At 67.5% G+C, this 19,382-nt stretch carries 22 protein-coding genes; 7 read left to right on the top strand and 15 right to left on the bottom strand.

What is annotated here, in order from left to right; translation table 11 throughout:
* Nucleotides 1–12 precede the first annotated feature (12 nt).
* Nucleotides 13–606 carry a TetR/AcrR family transcriptional regulator gene (locus A5759_RS23080; protein WP_068201546.1) on the top strand — a complete coding sequence of 198 codons (594 nt, stop codon included), beginning with the start codon at nt 13–15 and terminating at the stop codon, nt 604–606.
* Here the strand turns inward: A5759_RS23080 and A5759_RS23075 are convergent.
* The 12 genes from A5759_RS23075 to A5759_RS23020 all read right to left on the bottom strand — a co-directional run bounded on the left by A5759_RS23075 (nt 603) and on the right by A5759_RS23020 (nt 10,688).
* Entirely contained in the window at nt 603–794 is a 192-nt protein-coding gene (locus A5759_RS23075) for a helix-turn-helix domain-containing protein (RefSeq protein ID WP_064348432.1), read from the bottom strand. The two genes, A5759_RS23080 and A5759_RS23075, sit on opposite strands and share 4 nt — an antisense overlap.
* Nucleotides 795–897: 103 nt before the next feature.
* Nucleotides 898–2,526, bottom strand: a complete 1,629-nt coding sequence (locus A5759_RS23070; RefSeq protein ID WP_068201545.1) for an ABC-F family ATP-binding cassette domain-containing protein — start codon at nt 2,524–2,526, stop codon at nt 898–900.
* A gap of 12 nt (nt 2,527–2,538) precedes the next feature.
* Complete coding sequence (locus tag A5759_RS23065) at nt 2,539–3,387, bottom strand: enoyl-CoA hydratase (RefSeq protein WP_068201543.1); 849 nt, start codon at nt 3,385–3,387, stop codon at nt 2,539–2,541.
* 26 nt (nt 3,388–3,413) lie between these two features.
* Complete coding sequence (trxA, locus tag A5759_RS23060) at nt 3,414–3,779, bottom strand: thioredoxin (RefSeq protein WP_064395502.1); 366 nt, start codon at nt 3,777–3,779, stop codon at nt 3,414–3,416.
* A gap of 40 nt (nt 3,780–3,819) precedes the next feature.
* Complete coding sequence (locus A5759_RS23055) at nt 3,820–4,452, bottom strand: hypothetical protein (protein ID WP_068201542.1); 633 nt, start codon at nt 4,450–4,452, stop codon at nt 3,820–3,822.
* A gap of 49 nt (nt 4,453–4,501) precedes the next feature.
* Nucleotides 4,502–4,849, bottom strand: coding sequence for a metal-sulfur cluster assembly factor (locus tag A5759_RS23050; RefSeq protein ID WP_068201541.1), 348 nt, complete (start codon nt 4,847–4,849; stop codon nt 4,502–4,504).
* Complete coding sequence (gene sufU, locus A5759_RS23045) at nt 4,846–5,304, bottom strand: Fe-S cluster assembly sulfur transfer protein SufU (RefSeq protein ID WP_064395499.1); 459 nt, start codon at nt 5,302–5,304, stop codon at nt 4,846–4,848. Before sufU ends, A5759_RS23050 begins: the two co-directional genes overlap by 4 nt.
* Before the next feature lies 1 nt (nt 5,305).
* Nucleotides 5,306–6,559 carry a cysteine desulfurase gene (locus A5759_RS23040; protein WP_068201539.1) on the bottom strand — a complete coding sequence of 418 codons (1,254 nt, stop codon included), beginning with the start codon at nt 6,557–6,559 and terminating at the stop codon, nt 5,306–5,308.
* Between the two features lies 1 nt (nt 6,560).
* Nucleotides 6,561–7,331 (bottom strand): Fe-S cluster assembly ATPase SufC, encoded by a 771-nt coding sequence (sufC, locus tag A5759_RS23035; RefSeq protein ID WP_066850399.1) that lies wholly within the window; start codon nt 7,329–7,331, stop codon nt 6,561–6,563.
* Nucleotides 7,328–8,527 (bottom strand): Fe-S cluster assembly protein SufD, encoded by a 1,200-nt coding sequence (sufD, locus tag A5759_RS23030; protein ID WP_068201534.1) that lies wholly within the window; start codon nt 8,525–8,527, stop codon nt 7,328–7,330. Before sufD ends, sufC begins: the two co-directional genes overlap by 4 nt.
* Nucleotides 8,527–9,972: a Fe-S cluster assembly protein SufB gene (gene sufB, locus A5759_RS23025; protein ID WP_066850403.1), complete on the bottom strand. Its 1,446-nt coding sequence runs from the start codon at nt 9,970–9,972 to the stop codon at nt 8,527–8,529. Before sufB ends, sufD begins: the two co-directional genes overlap by 1 nt.
* Nucleotides 9,969–10,688: a metalloregulator ArsR/SmtB family transcription factor gene (locus tag A5759_RS23020; RefSeq protein WP_066850408.1), complete on the bottom strand. Its 720-nt coding sequence runs from the start codon at nt 10,686–10,688 to the stop codon at nt 9,969–9,971. Before A5759_RS23020 ends, sufB begins: the two co-directional genes overlap by 4 nt.
* Before the next feature lie 91 nt (nt 10,689–10,779).
* Between A5759_RS23020 and mptB the strand changes: the two genes are divergently transcribed.
* The 3 genes from mptB to A5759_RS23005 are packed head-to-tail and all read left to right on the top strand — an operon-like array spanning nt 10,780 to nt 14,182.
* Entirely contained in the window at nt 10,780–12,465 is a 1,686-nt protein-coding gene (gene mptB, locus A5759_RS23015; RefSeq protein ID WP_068201524.1) for a polyprenol phosphomannose-dependent alpha 1,6 mannosyltransferase MptB, read from the top strand.
* Nucleotides 12,462–13,409: an ABC transporter ATP-binding protein gene (locus A5759_RS23010; RefSeq protein ID WP_066850412.1), complete on the top strand. Its 948-nt coding sequence runs from the start codon at nt 12,462–12,464 to the stop codon at nt 13,407–13,409. The genes mptB and A5759_RS23010 overlap by 4 nt, the downstream gene beginning before the upstream one ends.
* Nucleotides 13,409–14,182, top strand: a complete 774-nt coding sequence (locus A5759_RS23005; RefSeq protein WP_068201521.1) for an ABC transporter permease — start codon at nt 13,409–13,411, stop codon at nt 14,180–14,182. The genes A5759_RS23010 and A5759_RS23005 overlap by 1 nt, the downstream gene beginning before the upstream one ends.
* Here the strand turns inward: A5759_RS23005 and A5759_RS23000 are convergent.
* Nucleotides 14,096–14,779: a hypothetical protein gene (locus A5759_RS23000; RefSeq protein ID WP_068201520.1), complete on the bottom strand. Its 684-nt coding sequence runs from the start codon at nt 14,777–14,779 to the stop codon at nt 14,096–14,098. The two genes, A5759_RS23005 and A5759_RS23000, sit on opposite strands and share 87 nt — an antisense overlap.
* A 90-nt stretch (nt 14,780–14,869) precedes the next feature.
* Between A5759_RS23000 and A5759_RS22995 the strand changes: the two genes are divergently transcribed.
* Nucleotides 14,870–15,439, top strand: a complete 570-nt coding sequence (locus A5759_RS22995) for a TetR-like C-terminal domain-containing protein (protein ID WP_068201518.1) — start codon at nt 14,870–14,872, stop codon at nt 15,437–15,439.
* A 71-nt stretch (nt 15,440–15,510) separates the two neighbouring features.
* On the top strand, nt 15,511–16,440 hold the full coding sequence (locus A5759_RS22990) for a heme A synthase (RefSeq protein ID WP_197506181.1): 930 nt from the start codon (nt 15,511–15,513) through the stop codon (nt 16,438–16,440).
* On the opposite strand, the gene A5759_RS22985 is transcribed toward A5759_RS22990, so the two are convergent.
* A complete protein-coding gene (locus A5759_RS22985) occupies nt 16,390–17,331 on the bottom strand; it encodes a RimK family alpha-L-glutamate ligase (RefSeq protein ID WP_068201515.1) in 942 nt (313 codons plus the stop codon). The genes A5759_RS22990 and A5759_RS22985 overlap by 51 nt on opposite strands.
* Before the next feature lie 18 nt (nt 17,332–17,349).
* Here A5759_RS22985 and A5759_RS22980 point away from each other — a divergent pair, with 18 nt between their 5' ends.
* Nucleotides 17,350–18,321: a quinone oxidoreductase gene (locus A5759_RS22980; protein ID WP_068201513.1), complete on the top strand. Its 972-nt coding sequence runs from the start codon at nt 17,350–17,352 to the stop codon at nt 18,319–18,321.
* 3 nt (nt 18,322–18,324) lie between these two features.
* Here the strand turns inward: A5759_RS22980 and A5759_RS22975 are convergent, their stop codons facing one another.
* Nucleotides 18,325–19,251: a heme o synthase gene (locus tag A5759_RS22975; RefSeq protein WP_066850427.1), complete on the bottom strand. Its 927-nt coding sequence runs from the start codon at nt 19,249–19,251 to the stop codon at nt 18,325–18,327.
* Between the last annotated feature and the right edge of the window lie 131 nt (nt 19,252–19,382).

The raw sequence follows: 19,382 nt of genomic DNA, 5'->3' as shown, positions 1-19,382 counted from the left end.
GGGACAACCGCGTTGCCCCGGGTCACCGACGACCACCTGGCGGCGCGTCGTCGGCAGATTCTCGACGGCGCCCGCCGGTGTTTCGCGGAGTACGGCTACGACAAGGCGACCGTGCGGCGGCTCGAGCAGACGATCGGGCTGTCGCGCGGCGCCATCTTCCACCACTTCCGGGACAAGGACACGCTGTTCTTCGAACTGGCCCGCGAGGACGCCGAGCGCATGGCCGATGTCGCCGCGCGCGAGGGGCTGGTCCAGGTCATGCGCGACATGCTGGCCGCGCCCGAGCAGTTCGACTGGCTGGCCACCCGCCTGGAGATCGCGCGAAAGCTGCGCAACGACCCGGAGTTTCACCGCGGTTGGGCAGAGCGCTCCGCCGAACTGTCGGTGGCCACGACCCAGCGGCTGCGCATGCAGAAGCAGGCGGGCCGACTGCGCGACGACGTTCCCAGCGCCGTGCTGCAGACCTATCTCGACCTCGTCCTCGACGGCTTGGTCGCACGTTTGGCGTCGGGGGACGATCCCGAAAAGCTCAGTGCCGTACTGGACCTGGTCGAGGCGTCACTGCGGCAGCGACGCGACCAAGAGACCGTGCGGCAGGCCGACTAGCGGCGCCTGCTGCGGTGGTTCGGACCCCCACGGCTGCGCATCGTCGTACCCGACTCACGCAGCATGCTGTGGATCGAACCATACGAGCGTCCCGTGGACGCGACCAGAGTACGGATGCTTGCCCCACCCTCGTAAGCACTCCGCAGCTCGTTCAGCAACTGGTCTCTCGACTTGTCCAGCTTTTTCATCAGCACCTCCCCGCTTCGATGCCCCGACGGATACCCAGCGTAGGAATCGGTTACACACAGCGTTTGAAATTGACCAAACGCTTCGCGTAATGGCCAGAGCTGATCAAGCCAACTCGATCAGGTCGCGATAATCCTCGGACCAGTAGTCCTCGGTGCCGTCCGGCAGCAGGACCACGCGTTGCGGTTCGAGCGCCTCGGCGGCGCCGGGATCGTGGGTCACCAACACCACCGCGCCGAGGTAGCTGCGCAGCGCATCGAGCACCTGCTCGCGCGACGCGGGATCGAGGTTGTTCGTCGGCTCGTCGAGCAGCAGCACGTTCGCGGTCGACGCGACCAGGCCGGCCAGCGCCAGCCGGGTCTTCTCGCCGCCGGACAGCGTGCCCGCCGGCTGATCCAGCTGCGCTCCGCTGAACATGAAGGCGCCCAACAGCCCGCGCAGGTCCTGCTCGCCGGTGTCGGGCGCCGCGTGGCGGATGTTCTCCCACACCGTCGCGTTGTTGTCGAGGGTGTCGTGTTCCTGGGCGAAGTAGCCGAGCTTGAGGCCGTGGCCGGGTTCGAGTCGACCGGCGTCGGGCGTCTCGGTCCCCGCCAGCAGGCGCAACAGGGTGGTTTTGCCAGCACCGTTGAGCCCCAGCACCACCACCCGCGAACCCCGGTCGATCGCCAGGTCGACGCCGGTGAAGACCTCGAGTGAGCCGTAGTTCTTGGTCAGCCCCTTGGCGACGAGCGGAGTCCGCCCACACGGCGCGGGGGTCGGGAACTTGATGCGCGCCACCTTGTCGGCGACGCGTTCCTCGTCGAGCGCGGCCATCATCCGGTCGGCGCGACGCAGCATGTTCTGCGCGGCAACGGCTTTGGTGGCCTTGGCCCCCATCTTGGCCGCCTGGGTGCGCAGCGCGGACGCCTTGCGTTCGGCGTTGGCGCGTTCGCGGCGGCGCCGGGCCTCGTCGGTCGCGCGGGCGTCGAGGTATTTCTGCCAGCCCATGTTGTAGACGTCGACCTCGCTGCGGACGGCGTCGAGGAACCACACCCGGTTCACCACGTCGGCCAGCAGATCGACGTTGTGGCTGATGACTACCAGGCCACCGGGATGGTTCTGCAGGAAGTCGCGCAGCCAGCCGATGGAGTCGGCGTCGAGGTGGTTGGTCGGTTCGTCGAGCAGCAGCGTCGTGCTCGATCCCGCGCCACTGTCGGAGGCGGCGAACAGGATCCGGGCCAGTTCCACGCGCCGGCGCTGCCCGCCGGAGAGTGTGCGCAGCGGTTGGGTGAGTACCCGGTCCGGCAGCCCGAGGCTCGCGCAGATCCGGCCCGCCTCGCTCTCGGCGGCGTAGCCGCCCAGCGCCGCGAACCGCTCCTCGAGCTGGCCGTACTTTCGCACGGCCTTGTCGCGGGCGGCGTCGTCGGCGACTTCGGCCATCAGCAGCTGCTGCTTCTCGAGGTCGGCAAGCAGGGTGTCCAGGCCGCGCGCCGACAGGACCCGGTCCCTGGCGAGCACGTCCAGGTCGCCTTCCCTGGGATCCTGTGGCAGATAACCGATCTCGCCCTTGCGGATGATGTCGCCCGCATACGGCTCGCCCTCGCCGGCGAGGATGCGCATCGTGGTGGTCTTACCCGCGCCGTTGCGGCCGACCAGTCCGATCCGGTCGCCGGGCTGTACGCGAAGCGCAGTTCCGTCGGTGGACAGCAATGTGCGCGCCCCAGCGCGGACCTCGAGGTCCGTTGCGGTGATCACGCTGTGCCGTCCTTACTTGTCGTCGGTGAATGCGGGGGCCCGCTTTTCGGCGCGCGCCGCCACCGCTTCTTCGAAGTTGGCGGTGAGCAAACGGACGAACAGTTGTCCGAGACCCTCGGCTTGCATATGCCCTTCCAGGCTACCGGCGTCCAGTCCACTCCAAAGTGTGCGCTTGGTCAACTCGATTCCGGGCCGGGAGAACGCCGCGATGCGTTCCCCCATCTGGTAGCAAACCTCGAGCAGGTCCTCGCCGGGCACCGCGCGCGACACCAGGCCGATGCGTTCGGCCTCCGCGGCGTCGACGTCACGTCCGGTCAGCATCAGCTCGAACGCCCGCGACGTGCCGATGGCGCGCGGAAGCAGATAAGACAGCCCCAGCTCGCTGGCGGTCAGGCCGTTGTTGATGCCGGCCGCGCGGAAGTAGGCACCGTCGGCTGCCACGCGGATGTCGCAGGCCAGCGCCAGGCACAAGCCCCCGCCGATCGCGGCGCCGTTGACCGCCGCGATGACCGGCTGGTGCATCTTGCGCAGGGACAGGATGACGTCGTCGAGCACCTCCATTGAGCGCAGCGCGAACGTCGGCCGGGTCAACCCGTCGATGTGCGGCACGGAACCGGCCGACTTGTGATCCGCCCCCGAGGAGAACCCGCGGCCCGCGCCGGTGAGCACGACGGCCCGCACGGAGTTGTCGTAGGTCAGCTCGTCGAGCACCTTCTTGAGGGGAACCATGACGTCGAACGCCATGGAGTTCATTCGCTCGGGGCGGTTCAGCGTGACCAACGCGACGCCGGGGCGCGGTCGGTCGACCAGGACGAAGCCGCCCTCGAGATCGTCGGTGTTGTTGTCTGCTCGCTCGCTCACGCATGCACGCTATCGCGTGCGGACATTCACTCCGGCTGACCGTTGTCCTGCGCGGCGATCGCCGCGTCGATGTCGAACTCCTTGACGCGCTGAACCAGTTCCTCCAGGGCGGCCGGCGGCAACGCGCCTGCCTGGTTGAACACCAGCTTGCCCTTCTTGAACGCCATCAGCGTAGGGATGGACCGGATGTCGGCCGCGGCGGCCAGCTCCTGCTCGGCCTCGGTGTCGACTTTGGCATACACCACGTCGGGGTGTTGTTCGGAGGACGCCGCGAACGTGGGCGCGAACGCCTTACACGGGCCACACCACGACGCCCAGAAATCCACCAGCACGATCTCGTTGTCGTTGATGGTGTTGTTGAACTGTTCGGCAGTGATGTCTTGGGTAGCCACGTTGATTCCTAACGCTGATGGTCAGCTCTCTGTTCCCAGCCTACGGACGGATACCCAGTTCAGTGCGGCCACGCTCGAAGAAGTCGGTGATCTGGGCGGCCAACGTGTCGACGTCATGTGTGGCGTCGAGTGGATACAGGGCGCCGAACGGCGCGTTCCAGAACGGACCCGTCCGCTGTTGCCACGGGCCGACGTATGCATACGGCGTCGGATGGGTTTCGTCACCGGCCGAGACCCCGTAGTTCACCTCGTCTTCGACGGCGGCGACGTCGAAGTGTTCCGGCCACAGCGTCGGATGCTGCTCCGGTAGAACATGTTTCAACGCATACCCGCCGGCGTAGTGCGAACGCTGAAGCCACGCCGCGGCATCGGGATCGAGCTCGAGATCGGCGTCGGTGGGCAACGGGTCGACGATCTGGTAGACGCCGTCCGGAGGGCCGGGCACCACACCGGCCGCCTCCGCGATGGCTTCGACGCGGCCGGCCAGCGGAACACTTCCGTCCGGAAACATCAGGTCGGTACCGTGCACCGACAGGGGTAGGGCGACCGCCGCGAATCCGTCAGGCCGCACGGCGAGCCTGATCGTGCCCGCGGACCGGTATTGCGGGCCGGCGATCAGGCTTTCGGCCACCCCGCGCAGTTGGCGGCGGGTGGCCACGTAAGGGTGCGTCATATCGCATCGAGCGTACGGACGCCGCGCGCCGAACCCGACGCCGCCTGAGCTAGACCGTGAAACCGAGCGCGCGCAGCTGCTCGCGGCCGTCCTCGGTGATCTTGTCCGGGCCCCACGGCGGGTTCCAGACCCAGTTGATCTTCAGCTCGTTGACCAGCCCCGTCCCGACCAGCGCTGTGCGCGACTGGTCCTCGATCACATCGGTCAGCGGACAGGCCGCCGAGGTCAACGTCATGTCGATCAACGCGACCTTGCCCTGCTCCCCCTGCTCGACGTTGATTCCATAGACCAGGCCCAGATCGACCACGTTGATACCGAGCTCGGGGTCGACGACGTCGCGCATCGCCTCCTCGAGGTCGAACAACAGTTCCTCGTTGGGTACTGCGGTGTCACTCATCCTGCCTCCTGAAATCCTTCCGATGCCTGTGACAGTGCATCTTTGAAAGCCATCCACCCCAGCAACGCGCACTTGACCCGCGCCGGATACTTCGCGACACCGGCGAACGCGATGCCGTCCCCGATGACATCCTCGTCGCCCTCGACGGTCCCGCGCGAGGAGATCATCTCGCTGAACGCGGCGACGGTCTTGAGTGCGTCGCCGACGCTCTGGCCGATCACCTGATCGGTCAGCACCGACGTCGAGGCCTGGCTGATCGAACAGCCCTGCCCGTCATAGGAGATGTCGACCACCTGCTCACCGTCGTCGGACAACGCCACCCGCAGGGTCACTTCGTCACCACACGTCGGGTTGACGTGGTGAACCTGCGCGCCGTAGGGCTCGCGCAATCCGCGGTTGTGCGGGTGTTTGTAGTGATCGAGGATCACTTCCTGATAGATCTGATCCAGCCGCACGTCAGTCCCTGCTGAAGAATTCGACGGCGCGGCGCACACCGGCTACCAACCGATCGACCTCGTCGAAGGTGTTGTACACCGCGAACGACGCCCGTGCGGTCGCGGCGATCCCGAACCGCCGATGCAGCGGCCACGCGCAATGATGACCGACACGCACCGCCACGCCCTCGTCGTCGAGCACCTGCCCAACGTCGTGCGCGTGCACTCCGTCGACGACGAAACTGACCGGTGAGCCTCGATTCTCCAGCGACGTCGGCCCGATGATGCGCACGCCGTCGATCGCGGTCAGTCCCTCCAGCGCGGCCGCCACGAGCTCGGATTCGTGCGCCTCGACGACGCCCATGCCGATCTCGCGCAAGTAGCGCGCGGCGGCAGCCAACCCGACCACTTGCGACGTCACCGGCGTTCCGGCCTCGAAGCGCTGCGGCGCAGGCGCGTACGTCGTCTCTTCCATCGTGACGGTCTCGATCATCGACCCGCCGGTCAGAAACGGTGGCATCACGTTCATCAGCGCAGACCGCCCGTACAGCACGCCGATCCCGGTCGGTCCCAGCATCTTGTGCCCGGAGAACGCCGCGTAGTCCACGTCGAGCGCATGCAGGTCGACGGGCTGGTGCGGCACCGACTGGCAGGCGTCGAGCAGGGTCAGTGCGCCGACGGCCTTGGCGCGCGCAACCAGCTCGCCAACCGGCGCCAGGGCGCCGGTGACATTCGAATGATGGCTGAACGCAACGAGTTTCACACGCTCATCGAGCTGCAGCGAGTCCAGGTCGATGCGTCCGTCATCGGTGACGCCATACCACTTGAGCGTGGCGCCCGTCCGGCGCGCCAACTCCTGCCAGGGAACCAGGTTGGCGTGGTGTTCGAGTTTGGTCGTCACGATCACATCGCCGGGCCCGACAGCGTGATCGAACCGCGAGTCCCCCATCGCGTACGAGACCAGGTTGATCGCCTCGGTCGCGTTCTTGGTGAACACCAACTCATCGGCATCGGCACCGACGAATGCCGCGATGTCGGCGCGGCCGTCCTCGTAGGCGTCGGTCGCCTCCTCCATCAACTGGTGCGCGCCGCGGTGCACCGCGCCGTTGGAGGTCACCAGGAACTCGCGCTCGGCGTCGAGGACCTGCACCGGCCGTTGCGAGGTAGCCCCGGAATCCAGATACGCCAACGTGTTTCCGCCGCGCATCTGCTTCTTCAGGATCGGGAAGTCCGCGCGGACGGCGGTCAGATCCAGCGGGCGAACGGTGGCGGTCATGTTAGGCCTCCGCGGCGGCCGTCTGCGTGAAGCGGACGTAGCCCTTCTCCTCGAGCTCGTCGGCGAGCTCGGGACCGCCGGAGGTCACGATGCGTCCGTCGACGAACACGTGCACGAACTGCGGCTGGATGTAGCGCAGGATGCGGGTGTAGTGGGTGATCAACAGCACGCCGCCGTTCTCGGTCTCGGCGTACCGGTTGACCCCCTCGCTGACCACCCGCAGCGCGTCGACGTCCAGGCCGGAGTCGGTCTCGTCGAGGATCGCGATCTTCGGCTTGAGCAGCGCCAGCTGCAGGATCTCGTGACGCTTCTTCTCACCGCCGGAGAACCCCTCGTTGACGCTGCGTTCGGAGAACGACTGGTCGATGTCGAGGTCGCTCATCGCCGACTTGACCTCTTTGACCCAGTGCCGCAGCTTCGGCGCCTCACCGCGCACCGCCGTCGCGGCCGTGCGCAGGAAGTTCGACATCGACACACCCGGCACCTCGACCGGGTACTGCATCGCGAGGAACAGGCCCGCGCGGGCGCGCTCGTCGATGCTCATCTCCAGTACGTCCTGGCCGTCCAGCGTGATCGAACCGGACGTCACCGTGTACTTGGGGTGACCGGCGATCGCGTAGGACAGCGTTGACTTGCCGGAGCCGTTTGGTCCCATCACCGCGTGGGTCTCCCCCGACCTCACGGTCAGGTCGACACCCTTGAGGATCGGGATCTCGGTCTGCTCAGGGGTTTGCACCGAGACGTGCAGGTCTTTGACTTCAAGTGTGGTCATGATTGGACTGTTCTCGATTCCGTGATCGCTAGTTCTCGTTCGATTGCTTCGGTGAGGCGCTCGCGCACCGCGGGCACGGCGATCTTCGCGATGATCTCGTTGAAGAAGCCGCGCACCACCAAACGTCGCGCCTGATCCTCGGGGATGCCGCGGGCCCGCAGATAGAACAACTGCTCGTCGTCGAAACGCCCGGTGGCACTGGCGTGTCCGGCTCCGACGATCTCGCCCGTCTCGATCTCGAGGTTGGGCACCGAGTCAGCCCGAGCGCCGTCAGTGAGCAGCAGGTTGCGGTTCACCTCGAAGGTGTCGGTGCCGGTGGCCTCCGCGCGGATCAACACGTCACCGACCCACACGGTGTGCGCATCGGGCAGGTTGGATGCCGGATCACCCTGCAGCGCACCCTTGTACAGCACATCGGACTTGCAGTTCGGGTGGGCGTGGTCGACCAGCAGCCGCGACTCGAAGTGCTGGCCGTCGTCGGCGAAGTACGTGCCGAGCATCTTGGCGTCGCCGCCGGGCGCGGTGAAACGCACGTTCGCCGTCGTCCGCACCACGTCCCCGCCGAGCGTCACGTTGACGTGGCCGAGCACGGCGTCCTTGCCGAGGCGCGCGTGATGTGCGCTGACGTGGACGGTGTCGTCTGCCCAGTCGGCGATCCAGATCACCCCGAGGCCTGCCGAATCGCCGACGATGATCTCGACGTTGTCGGCGTAGGTCCCGCTGCCGCGCAGGTCCACCACGACGATCGCGCGGGAGAGTTCTTCGACGCGGATCTGCAGATGCCCGTAGGCGACCGCGCCCTCGCCGGGACCGTCGATGTCGATCTCGATTGGTTCGGCGACCTCGGTGTCACGGCCCACCGTGACGATCGTCGCGCTGTCGAACGACGAGTACGCCTGTGCCGCAACGCGGTCGGCGGGCACGCCGCCCTGGCCGAGCCGCTCGTCGTCGCGGCCGACCGTCTCGATGGTGACGCCGGGGCGCTCGCTCACGGTGATGCCGGCGCTACCGGAGGCGACCGCGGATCCGTCGTGCAGACCGCGCAGGCGCTTCAACGGCGTGAACCGCCAGATCTCGTCGCGACCGCCGGGCACTTCGAAGGCGTTCACGTCGAACGACGTGAAGATCTCGCCCTTGTTGAGTGCCGACCCGGCCGGTGTCCCCTCGATCGCAGTGGTCAGATTCTGTGCCGTCACTATCCGACCGCGCCTTCCATCTGCAGTTCGATCAGCCGGTTGAGCTCCAACGCGTATTCCATCGGGAGCTCCTTGGCGATCGGCTCGACGAAGCCGCGCACCACCATCGCCATCGCCTCGTCCTCGGTCAGGCCGCGGCTCATCAGGTAGAACAGCTGGTCCTCGCTGACCTTCGACACCGTGGCCTCGTGACCCATCGTGACGTCGTCTTCGCGGATGTCGACGTACGGGTAGGTGTCGGAGCGGCTGATCGTATCGACAAGCAGCGCATCGCACTTCACGCTCGACCGCGATCCGTGGGCGCCCTTGTTGACCTGGACCAGGCCGCGGTAAGAGGCCCGGCCACCGCCGCGGGCGACGGACTTGGACACGATGTTGCTCGACGTGTTCGGCGCCAGGTGCAGCATCTTGGCACCGGTGTCCTGGTGCTGACCCTCGCCGGCGAACGCCACCGAGAGCACCTCACCGCGAGCGTGCTCACCGGTCATCCACACTGCGGGGTACTTCATGGTGACCTTGGAGCCGATGTTGCCGTCGACCCACTCCATCGTCGCGCCGGCCTCCGCCCTGGCCCGCTTGGTGACCAGGTTGTAGACGTTGTTCGACCAGTTCTGGATGGTCGTGTAGCGGCAGCGGCCGCCGGACTTGACGATGATCTCGACGACCGCCGAGTGCAACGAGTCACTCTTGTAGATGGGCGCGGTGCAGCCCTCGACGTAGTGCACGTAGGCACCCTCGTCGACGATGATCAGCGTGCGCTCGAACTGGCCCATGTTCTCGGTGTTGATCCGGAAGTAGGCCTGCAGCGGGATGTCTACGTGCACACCGGGCGGGACGTAGATGAACGAACCACCCGACCACACCGCGGTGTTCAGCGCGGAGAACTTGTTGTCGCCGGCCGGGATCACCGTGCCGAAGTACTGCTTGAAGATCTCCGGGTGTTCACGCAGCGCGGTGTCCGTGTCGAGGAAGATGACGCCCTGCGCCTCCAGGTCCTCGCGGATCTGGTGGTAGACCACCTCGGACTCGTACTGGGCCGCGACACCGGAGACCAGCCGCTGCTTCTCCGCCTCCGGGATGCCCAGCTTGTCGTAGGTGTTGCGGATGTCCTCGGGCAGGTCGTCCCACGTGGCCGCCTGCTTCTCCGTGGACCGCACGAAGTACTTGATGTTGTCGAAGTGGATGCCCTCGAGGTTGGAACCCCAGTTCGGCATCGGCTTCTTCTCGAAGGTGCGCAGCGCCTTCAGCCGGATGTCGAGCATCCACTGCGGCTCGTCCTTCTTGGCGGAGATGTCACGAACCACCGCCTCGGACAGCCCGCGCTGCGCGCTGGCGCCCGCGACGTCGGAGTCCACCCAGCCGTAGCCGTACCGGCCCAGCGAGGCGATCGCCTCGTCCTGGCTGAGCGGTTCGCCTACCTTGTGGACCTCAGGTGTCGTCGTCATCTCGACGCTCCTTGCTTGTTAGTGGGGGCTGTTGGGGCTGAAGCACTGATCTTTTCGACCAGGGGTACGTGCGTGGTGCACGCAAAGTCGCCGTTGACGATGGTGGCGAGCCTCTGCACGTGGGTTCCCAGAATCTCCGCGAACGCCTCACGCTCGGTCTCGCACAGCTCGGGGAACTCCTCTGCGACGTGTGAGACCGGACAGTGATGCTGACACAGCTGGATTCCGTGGATCGATCCAGGCGCCGGTGTCACCGAAGTCACACTGGTCGCGTAGCCGGCCTTGGTCAGCGCGTCGGCCACCCGGTCGGCTTTAGATACAACGTCATCGGGCCCCTCGGTTACTCCCGCGAGGATCCCGTCGATACGGCGCCGCGCGAACGTCCGCACGGCGTCGTCGCCGCCGATCTCGCGCAGCTGACGAATGGCCGCCGCGGCCAGGTCGTCGTAGGCGTGGCCGAGCTTGGCACGACCCGCCGCAGTAAGCCGATACCGCTTCGCGGGCCTGCCGCGTCCGGTGTGCTGCCAGGCCGCTGCGGCGCTGGCCTGCGCGTCGCCGGCCTCGATCAAGGCGTCGAGGTGGCGACGCACGCCTGCGGCCGAGATTCCGAGCTGTTCACCGATCTCACCGGCGGTGATCGGTCCGGATTCGAGCAGCAATTGCACGATCGCCCCACGCGTGTGGCGATCGGCTCCTGCCTCCGGACCGAATTTCACAACACTATTGTGACGGAATTCGGAAACCCCTGTAAAGCAAGGGCACCCTTAGCGTGACTTGAGCCATAACGTTGACGGTTACGCTGCTGAGGTGGCAGCCCGCCTCCCGTCGTTCAGCTCGTCGATTGCCCGTTGGCACGCCGACGAACCCCCGGTGGGCTCACCCCTCAACGATGCCGAGGTCATCGCGCTGCGCCGGACCCGGCTGTTCGGAGCGGCCGGCACCGTCCTGATGGCGATCGGGGCGCTGGGCGTCGGGGCCAGGCCGGTGGTGCAGGACCCGACGTTCGGCGTGCGGCTGCTCAACCTACCCTCGCGCCTGCAGACCGTGAGCCTGACCATGACCACCACCGGCGCGGTGATGATGGCGCTGGCCTGGCTGATGCTCGGGCGGTTCACCCTGGGTGACCGGCGGATGTCGCGCAGCCAGCTCGACCGGCTGTTGTGGCTGTGGGTGCTGCCGCTGCTCATCGCGCCGCCGATGTACAGCCGCGACGTGTACTCCTATCTGGCGCAGAGCGAGATCGGCGTCAAAGGCCTCGACCCGTACCGGGTCGGCCCGGCCACCGGCCTGGGTCTGGACCACGTGTTCACGCTCTCGGTGCCGAACATGTGGCGCGAGACACCCGCGCCGTACGGGCCGCTGTTCCTGTGGATCGGTCAGGGTATCTCGGCGTTGACCGGTGAGAACATCGTCGCCGCCGTGCTGTGCCACCGGTTGGTCGTGCTGTTCGGCGTGGGCCTGATCGTCTGGGCGACCCCACGCCTCGCCCGGCGCTGCGGCGTCGCCGAGGTGAGCGCGCTGTGGCTCGGCGCCGCCAATCCGCTGCTGATCATGCATCTGGTCGGGGGCATCCACAACGAAGCGCTGATGCTCGGCCTGATGCTCGCAGGCACCGAGTTCGCGCTACGCGGGGTCGACGCCGCCGCACCGCTGCTTCCCAGGCCGTTGTCCTGGCCGGACGGCCGCGACCAGTGGGCACGATGGTGGCCGCTGACGATGCTGTTGGTCGGCGTGGTGCTGATCACGCTGTCGTCACAGGTCAAACTGCCGTCGCTGCTGGCGCTGGGATTCGTGGCGATGGCGCTGGCCTGCCGCTGGGGCGGCACGGTCAAGGCGTTCTTCCTGGCCGGCGGGTCGTTGACCGCGGTGTCGGTGGTGGTGATGGCGCTGATCGGGTGGGCAAGTGGCCTCGGGTTCGGCTGGCTCAACACGCTGGGCACGGCGAACGTCGTGCGTAGTTGGATGTCGCTGCCCACCCTGTTGGCCCTGGGCACCGGTCAGGTCGGCATCCTGCTGGGGCTCGGCGATCACACCACGGCGGTGCTGGGGCTCACCCGTGCGATCGGCGTGTTCATCATCGCGATCCTGGTGACCTGGCTGTTGCTGCTGGTGCTCCGGGGACGCCTGCATCCGGTGGGCGGGCTCGGCGTCGCGCTGGGTATGACGGTGCTGCTGTTCCCGGTCGTCCAGCCCTGGTACGTGCTGTGGGCCGTCCTGCCCCTCGCGGCGTGGGCGACCCGGCCGGCGTTCCGCAGCACGACGATCGTGGTGACGCTGGCCGTCGGCATCTTCGGCCCGACCGCCAACGGCGACCGCTTCACGGTCTTTCAGATTCTGCTCGCGACCGCGGCGAGCACGGTGATCGTCGTCGCGCTGTTTCTGCTCACGTACAACCGGTTGCCCTGGCGCAGCGTGGCGAGCCCGCCGCATGAACGCCCACCGCCACCGCAGCCACAGCCCGCGCGGCCCGACGCATACGCTGAGTCCCCGTGACCCACTCTGGATCCGGGGCGTCGTCCCCCGCCCCCGTACGCCTGCGCGGGGTCACCAAGCGCTACGGGTCGACGGTCGCGGTGTCCGAGCTCGACCTGGAGGTAGGCGCCGCCGAGGTGTTCGCGCTGCTCGGGCCGAACGGCGCAGGTAAGACGACGACCGTGGAGATGTGCGAGGGCTTCATCAGGCCCGACTCCGGCTCGATCGAGATCCTCGGCCTGGATCCGTTCGGCGACAACGCCCGGTTGCGTGAGCGCATCGGCGTGATGCTGCAGGGCGGCGGCGGTTACCCGGCGGCCCGCGCGGGCGAGATGCTCAACCTGGTGGCGTCCTACGCGGCCAACCCGCTCGATCCGGCATGGCTGATGAACACCCTCGGACTGACCGAGGCGGCCCGCACGACCTACCGGCGGCTGTCCGGTGGCCAGCAGCAGCGGTTGGCGCTCGCCTGTGCGGTGGTCGGTCGCCCGGAGTTGGTGTTCCTCGACGAGCCGACCGCGGGTATGGACGCCCATGCCCGAATCGTGGTGTGGGACTTGATCGATGCGCTGCGTCGTGACGGCGTGACCGTGGTGCTGACGACCCATCAGCTCACCGAGGCCGAGGAGCTCGCGGATCGCATCATGATCATCGACCACGGCGTTCCGGTGGCCACCGGTTCGCCCGAGGAGCTGATGCGCAGCGGCGCCGAGAACCAGTTGCGATTCCGCGCGCCGCGCATGCTCGACCTGTCGCTGCTGGTTTCCGCACTGCCCGAGAGTTACAAGGCAACCGAGACCGCCCCTGGCGAATACCTGGTGGAGGGCGCGATCAACCCGCAGGTGCTGGCGACGGTGACGGCGTGGTGCGCACGTCTGGACGTACTGGCCACCGATATGCGTGTCGAACAGCGCAGCCTCGAGGACGTGTTCCTCGACCTGACCGGGCGGGAGTTGCGGCCGTAATGACGAATCGCTTTGCGCCGGGCACCTTCACGCCCGATCCGGGACCGGCGACCGTGCAGAAGATGCTCGCCGCGCAATTCGGCCTGGAGCTGCGGCTGCTGCTGCGCAACGGCGAACAGCTCCTGTTGACGATGTTCATCCCCATCACCTTGTTGGTGGGCTTGACGCTGCTGCCGCTGGGGTCGTTCGGGCCGAACCGGGCGGCGACGTTCGTGCCCGCGATCATGGCGCTGGCCGTGATCTCCACCGCGTTCACCGGGCAGGCGATCGCCGTGGCATTCGATCGCCGCTACGGGGCCCTCAAACGCCTTGGCGCCACGGCGCTTCCGGTGTGGGGCATCATCGCGGGCAAGTCGCTGGCGGTGGTGGCGGTCGTGTTCCTGCAGGCGATCGTGTTGGGCACCATCGGGGTGGCGCTCGGCTGGCGACCGCACCTGGCGGGGCTTGCGCTCGGCGCGGCGGTGATCGCTTTGGGCACAGCGGTTTTCGCAGCGCTGGGCCTGTTGCTCGGCGGCACGCTGCGCGCCGAGATCGTGCTGGCCTCGGCGAACCTGCTGTGGTTTGTCTTCGCGGGGCTCGGCGCGCTGACGCTCGAGGGCGGCATGGTGCCGTCCGCCGCGCAGTGGGTGGCCCGGTTGACGCCGTCCGGCGCCCTCACCGAAGCGCTGACCCAGGCGATGACGTTGTCAGTGGACTGGTTCGGCCTTCTGGTGCTCGCGGTCTGGGGCGCCGTCGCCGCGTTGTGCGCGCTGCGCTGGTTCCGCTTCACCTGAAGCCAACAGCGGCAGCAGGTATTCGAGCTGTCCGACCTCTTCGATGTTGTGCTTCACCCACGCGCGCACTTTGTTCGCCGGGAATCGTCGGCGCACGACGCTGTTGACGACAGAGAGCAGCGGCGAGCGCGCGCCGAGATCCATCACCGTCACGTAATGGGCACCGTCGGCGCCCGCAGACCAGGTGTGCTCGAGCTGGAAGATCGCAATTCCCGCAACCCGTTTGACCAGTCGGATACCGGTCTCGTCGAGCTTCTCGACCCGCGCGACCTCGTCGATCCTGTACTCCGGTCGACCGCCGAACGCCTCGACCATGCGGAAACGCGCACCGTCGGCCGCTCCACCTACTGGCGCCGGACGCGCCAGTGCCCAATGGATGTGATCGATCGGATGCCAGGCGAGATAGCGGTCGATGACCTCTCCCCCGTACACCATCGTTTCGCCCAGGTGCGTGAACCAGTCCAGCAGCATCGCCGGGGTGACGCCGGCCAGCGGCCGGTGGTCGATGGTGATGCGGCGCCTGCCGTGGCGATGGTCGAGATACTGCACCGTCGCGGTGTCGACGGAACGCAACGGATAGAGCACCGGACGCACCATGAGATCCTCCTAAGATACGGAAGCGTTTCTTGAGCATGACGCTAAGCTCCTGCGATAAGATACGCAAGCGTTTCCTGGAAGGAGTGTCGGATGCCGCGTCGCCGCGGACAGGAACTCGACGACGCCATCCGTGACGCCGTGCTCGACGTGCTCGCCCGGCACGGTCCGGCCGGCGTCACGATGGAGGCCGTCGCCGCGGCAGCCGCGACGAGCAAACCCGTGTTGTACCGGCGCTGGCCGGACGCCACCGCCCTGCTCCGAGACACCCTGCTCGGCATCGCCACCGACGCGATTCCGCACGAGGACACGGGCAGTTACCGCGGCGACATGCTCGCTGTGTTGCGTGGATGGGCCGCGTTGTTCACCGGCCCTCGGGCACCGGTGATTCGGGCCGCGATCGCGGCGGGCGCGCACGATCCGGACCTCACCGAGGCCTTCCGCAACGGCGTCATCGGCTGGCGAAAGCAGGAAATGGCCGCACTGCTGGCGCGCGGTATCGCCCGCGGCGACGTGCGCGCCGACGTTCCCGTCGAGATCGCCCGCGAATTGGGGCAGAGCGTGCTGTGGCATCGGCTGCTGATCACCGGCGACCGCATCGACGACGATCTGGCGGTGCAACTGGTCGATGAGGTGCTGGTGCCGTTCGTGTCGCCGCGGTAGCCGCTCACCCGCTACTACGGCTTGTAGTTGCGCTGCTCTACCATCGAACCGTGCGACGTGCCTTTTTGCGGCTGGTCGATCTGCTGCCGCTGCCGAGCCTGCGGGCCCAGCGCGTCATCGCCTTCCTCGTCATCCTGACCCAGGGCGGGATCTCGGTGACGGGTGCCATCGTCCGTGTCACCGCGTCCGGCCTGGGCTGTCCGACGTGGCCGCAGTGTTTCCCGGGCAGTTTCACACCGGTGCCGGTCGCCGAGGTGCCGGTGGTGCATCAGGCGGTCGAGTTCGGCAACCGGATGGTCACCTTCCTCGTCGTGCTCACCGCGGCGGCTGCCGTGCTGGCCGTGACGCGGGCCCGTCGCCGCCGCGAGGTGCTCGTCTACGCGTGGCTGATGCCGGTGTCGACGGTGGTCCAAGCGGTGATCGGCGGCATAACGGTGTTGACCGGGCTGCTGTGGTGGACGGTCGCGATTCACCTGCTGGCGTCGATGACCATGGTCTGGCTGTCGGTGCTGTTGTTCGTCAAGATCGGCGAGCCCGACGACGGTGTCCTCGTCCGGCGGGCGCCCAAGGCGTTGCGGCAGCTGGCCCTCCTCAGTGCCGCGGCCCTGGCCGCCGTGCTGGTGACGGGCACGCTGGTGACCGGCGCGGGCCCACATGCCGGCGACAAGAGCGTGGACCGCACGATCCCCCGCCTCGAGGTCGAGATCACCACGCTGGTGCACGCTCACTCGGCGCTGATGGTCGCCTATCTGTCGCTGCTGATCGGCCTCGGCTTCGGCCTGTTGGCGGTGCGCGCACCCCGTCCGGTCCTGCTGCGGCTGGTTGTCCTTGTCGCGCTGGTGGTGTGTCAGGGTTTGGTCGGCACGGTGCAGTTCTTCACCGGTGTACCCGCCGCGTTGGTGGCGGTGCACGTCGCGGGTGCCGCGCTCTGCACCGCGGCGACCGCCGCGCTATGGGCGTCGATGCGAGAGCGGGCCAAGCCCGAACCGGTCGAGCGCTGATTCGACGGCGACGACGAACTCGCGCTGCTGTCGGCCTCTGGTCGTTTCGTCCAGCTGCATCCAGCCCAGCGACGGTTCGACGAGTTCGACTTCCAGCACGCGCGGGTCCGCGCGCCCGCCGATGACGTCGACGCGCGCGTAGAGCAACTCCTCCGCGGAGAGGTCGAGGTGCGCAGCCGCCGCCGCAAGTGCCTGGTGCCCGACGTCCCAGACCTCGAAATCGGGATCGGCGGGGCTGAGGGACTCCTGCGCGTAGGTGCCCGACTCGTCGAACGGAGGCGCCTCGCCGGGGCGCTGCAGGATCGGGCCCTTCCTGAAGGCGTGCGACTGCGCGCCGCCGATGAACACCAATGCGGTCTCGCCGTCTTCGATGCGCGGGTCGTAGGGCTGGATCATTACGGTCCGACCGGCCGCCAGCAACCGGTCGGCATGGCGCCGCGCATCCTCCCGATTCGAAAAGCGAAGGGTGTCAACCGATCCCACGCCGACAGCAGGTTTCACCACGACTTCGGCACTGTTCGGCAGCCTCACCGCGTCGCCGGGGGCGAAGAATCGGCCCGGGACCGTCGGGACTCCCGCTGCCGCCAGGTCGGTCAGGTAGCGCTTGTCGGTGTTCCAGGGCACCACTCGGGCCGGGTTCAGCAGGTTGCGGACCCGTCGCGTCCAGGACAGGAACTCATCGAGCCGGTCGATGTAGTCCGACGTCGCCCGCAGGATCACCAGATCCGCCGTCAAGGTCGCCGGGTCATCCCAGGACATCCAGCGCGCGTGGAGCCCGTGCTTTCCCAGGGCCGCGACCAGGCCGGCGTCGTCGCCGTCCCCCTCCGGCAGTGCGGGGCATCCGGCCAACACGATGCGCGGATGGAACACGTCGGGCCGCGCAAGCTTCATAGTTGGCACGATAGAACCATGCATGCCATCGAAGTCGCCCAGACCGGCGGACCCGAAGTCCTCACCTACGTCGAGAAAACACAGCCCACGCCGGGCCCCGGGGAGGTGCTCATCAAGGCCGAGGCCATCGGCGTGAACTTCCTCGACACCTACTTCCGGTCGGGCCAGTACCCGCGGGAGACGCCGTTCATCGTCGGCAACGAGGTGTGCGGCACCGTGGCGGCGATCGGCGAAGACGTCGCCGCGCTGAAGGTCGGCGATCGCGTCGTCACCGCTCAAGCCAACGGGGCCTATGCCGAATACAGTCTCGCCCCAGCTGATTTCGTGGCCTACGTACCCGAAGGCGTGGCTCCCGACGCGGCCGCCGCATCCCTGCTCAAGGGTATGACGGCGCACTACTTGATCAAGTCGCTGTATCCGGTACAGCAGGGCGACTCGGTTCTGGTGCACGCGGGCGCGGGCGGCGTCGGGCTCATCCTCACCCAATGGGCGACCAGCATGGCGGTACGCGTGATCACCACCGTCTCGACGCCGGAGAAGGCGGAGCTGTCGCGTCAGGCGGGTGCGGTGCACGTGCTCGACTATCCCGACGATCCGGCCGCGTTCGGCGCCGAGATCAAAGACATGACCGACGGTGGCGTCGCAGCCGTGTACGACGGGGTGGGGGCGGCCACGTTCGAAGCCAGCCTGGCCAGTCTCAGGGTGCGGGGCACGTTGGCGTTGTTCGGCGCTTCGAGCGGACCGGTGCCGCCGTTCGACCCGCAGCTGCTCAACGCCGCGGGCTCACTGTTCCTGACCCGTCCGACACTCGTGCACTACACCCGCACGGCCGACGAATTCGCCTGGCGTGCGGGCGAACTTCTCGACGCGATCGCCTCGGGCACGCTGACGATCACGGTCAGTGAGCGCTACCGTCTCGCCGATGCCGAGCAAGCGCACCGCGACCTGCAGGGTCGCAAGACGGTCGGTTCGGTGGTGCTGGTGCCCTAGGGGCTAGAAAACGGTGGGCAGCGCCAGGACGGAGTCGACCGCCAGGGCCAGGAACACCACGGCGAGGTAGTTGTTCGACTGCAGGAACAGCCGCAGCGGCTTGACCGCCTCGCCGCGACGCACGCCGTTGTAGAGCTGGTGCGCCATCACCAGGAACCATCCGCCCGCCAGCAGCGCCACCGCCGCGTACAGCCAGCCCGTGACGGGCGTCAGCGCGAGCGTCGCGGCCACCGTCAGATACGTGTAGATCAGGATCTGCTTGGTGACCTGGCGTTCGGTGGCGACCGCGGGAAGCATCGGGACGCCCGCGGCGCGGTAGTCCTCCTTGTAGCGCATCGCCAGCGCCCAGGTGTGCGGCGGAGTCCAGAAGAAGATGATCGCGAACATGACCAGCGCGGGCCAGGCGATCGTCCCGGTGACCGCCGACCAGCCGATCATCACCGGCATGCAGCCGGCCGCGCCGCCCCACACCACGTTCTGCGAAGTGCGGCGCTTGAGCAACAGCGTGTAGACGAGCACGTAGAACGCGATCGTCGCGCCGGCGAGATGGGCCGACAGCATGTTCGTCGTCCACCACAGCCAGAAGAACGACGCGACGGACAGGGCCAGCCCGAAGATCAGCGCGTGACTGCGCGGAACCGTGGCACGCGCCAGCGGCCTGCGCTCGGTGCGCTTCATGACCTTGTCGATGTCGGCGTCGGCGACGCAGTTCAATGCGTTGGCGCCCGCCGCGGCCAGCAGTCCGCCGAACAGGGTGTTCAGAATCAGGAGCGGGTCGACCGTGCCCCGGCTCGCCAGCAGCATGGCCGGGATCGTGGTGACCAGAAGCAGTTCGATGACGCGCGGCTTGGTCAGTGAGACGTAGCCGAGGAACTTGTCGCGAATCCGAATCTGCGCCCCGTCGACGAGGTGCACGTCGCGAACTCTCACGCAGTTACTCCTGTCGAAATGGTCCCAGCGCGCGGGCATCTACTACAGACGATGGTAGACCGCACGACAACACCGGCCTAATCCTGCCCAGGCATCTCGCACCAGCAGCCTGCATTGGTCGACCATCCCGC

Origin of the sequence: Mycobacterium sp. 852014-52144_SCH5372336, assembly GCF_001665615.1 — a bacterium.
GTDB classification, from domain to species: Bacteria; Actinomycetota; Actinomycetes; order Mycobacteriales; family Mycobacteriaceae; genus Mycobacterium; species Mycobacterium neumannii_A.
This window is presented reverse-complemented; position numbering and strand designations above follow the sequence as displayed.

Excerpts from the sequence above, each read along its gene's own strand:
- A5759_RS23040 (WP_068201539.1), bottom strand. The coding sequence starts at position 6,559 with ATGACCGCCACCGTTCGCCCGCTGGATCTGACCGCCGTCCGCGCGGAC.
- A5759_RS22980 (WP_068201513.1), top strand. The coding sequence starts at position 17,350 with ATGCATGCCATCGAAGTCGCCCAGACCGGCGGACCCGAAGTCCTCACC.
- A5759_RS22985 (WP_068201515.1), bottom strand. The coding sequence starts at position 17,331 with ATGAAGCTTGCGCGGCCCGACGTGTTCCATCCGCGCATCGTGTTGGCC.
- A5759_RS22995 (WP_068201518.1), top strand. The coding sequence starts at position 14,870 with ATGCCGCGTCGCCGCGGACAGGAACTCGACGACGCCATCCGTGACGCC.
- A5759_RS23050 (WP_068201541.1), bottom strand. The coding sequence starts at position 4,849 with ATGAGTGACACCGCAGTACCCAACGAGGAACTGTTGTTCGACCTCGAG.
- sufB (WP_066850403.1), bottom strand. The coding sequence starts at position 9,972 with ATGACGACGACACCTGAGGTCCACAAGGTAGGCGAACCGCTCAGCCAG.
- sufC (WP_066850399.1), bottom strand. The coding sequence starts at position 7,331 with ATGACCACACTTGAAGTCAAAGACCTGCACGTCTCGGTGCAAACCCCT.
- A5759_RS23000 (WP_068201520.1), bottom strand. The coding sequence starts at position 14,779 with ATGGTGCGTCCGGTGCTCTATCCGTTGCGTTCCGTCGACACCGCGACG.
- A5759_RS23055 (WP_068201542.1), bottom strand. The coding sequence starts at position 4,452 with ATGACGCACCCTTACGTGGCCACCCGCCGCCAACTGCGCGGGGTGGCC.
- A5759_RS23005 (WP_068201521.1), top strand. The coding sequence starts at position 13,409 with ATGACGAATCGCTTTGCGCCGGGCACCTTCACGCCCGATCCGGGACCG.
- A5759_RS23075 (WP_064348432.1), bottom strand. The coding sequence starts at position 794 with ATGAAAAAGCTGGACAAGTCGAGAGACCAGTTGCTGAACGAGCTGCGG.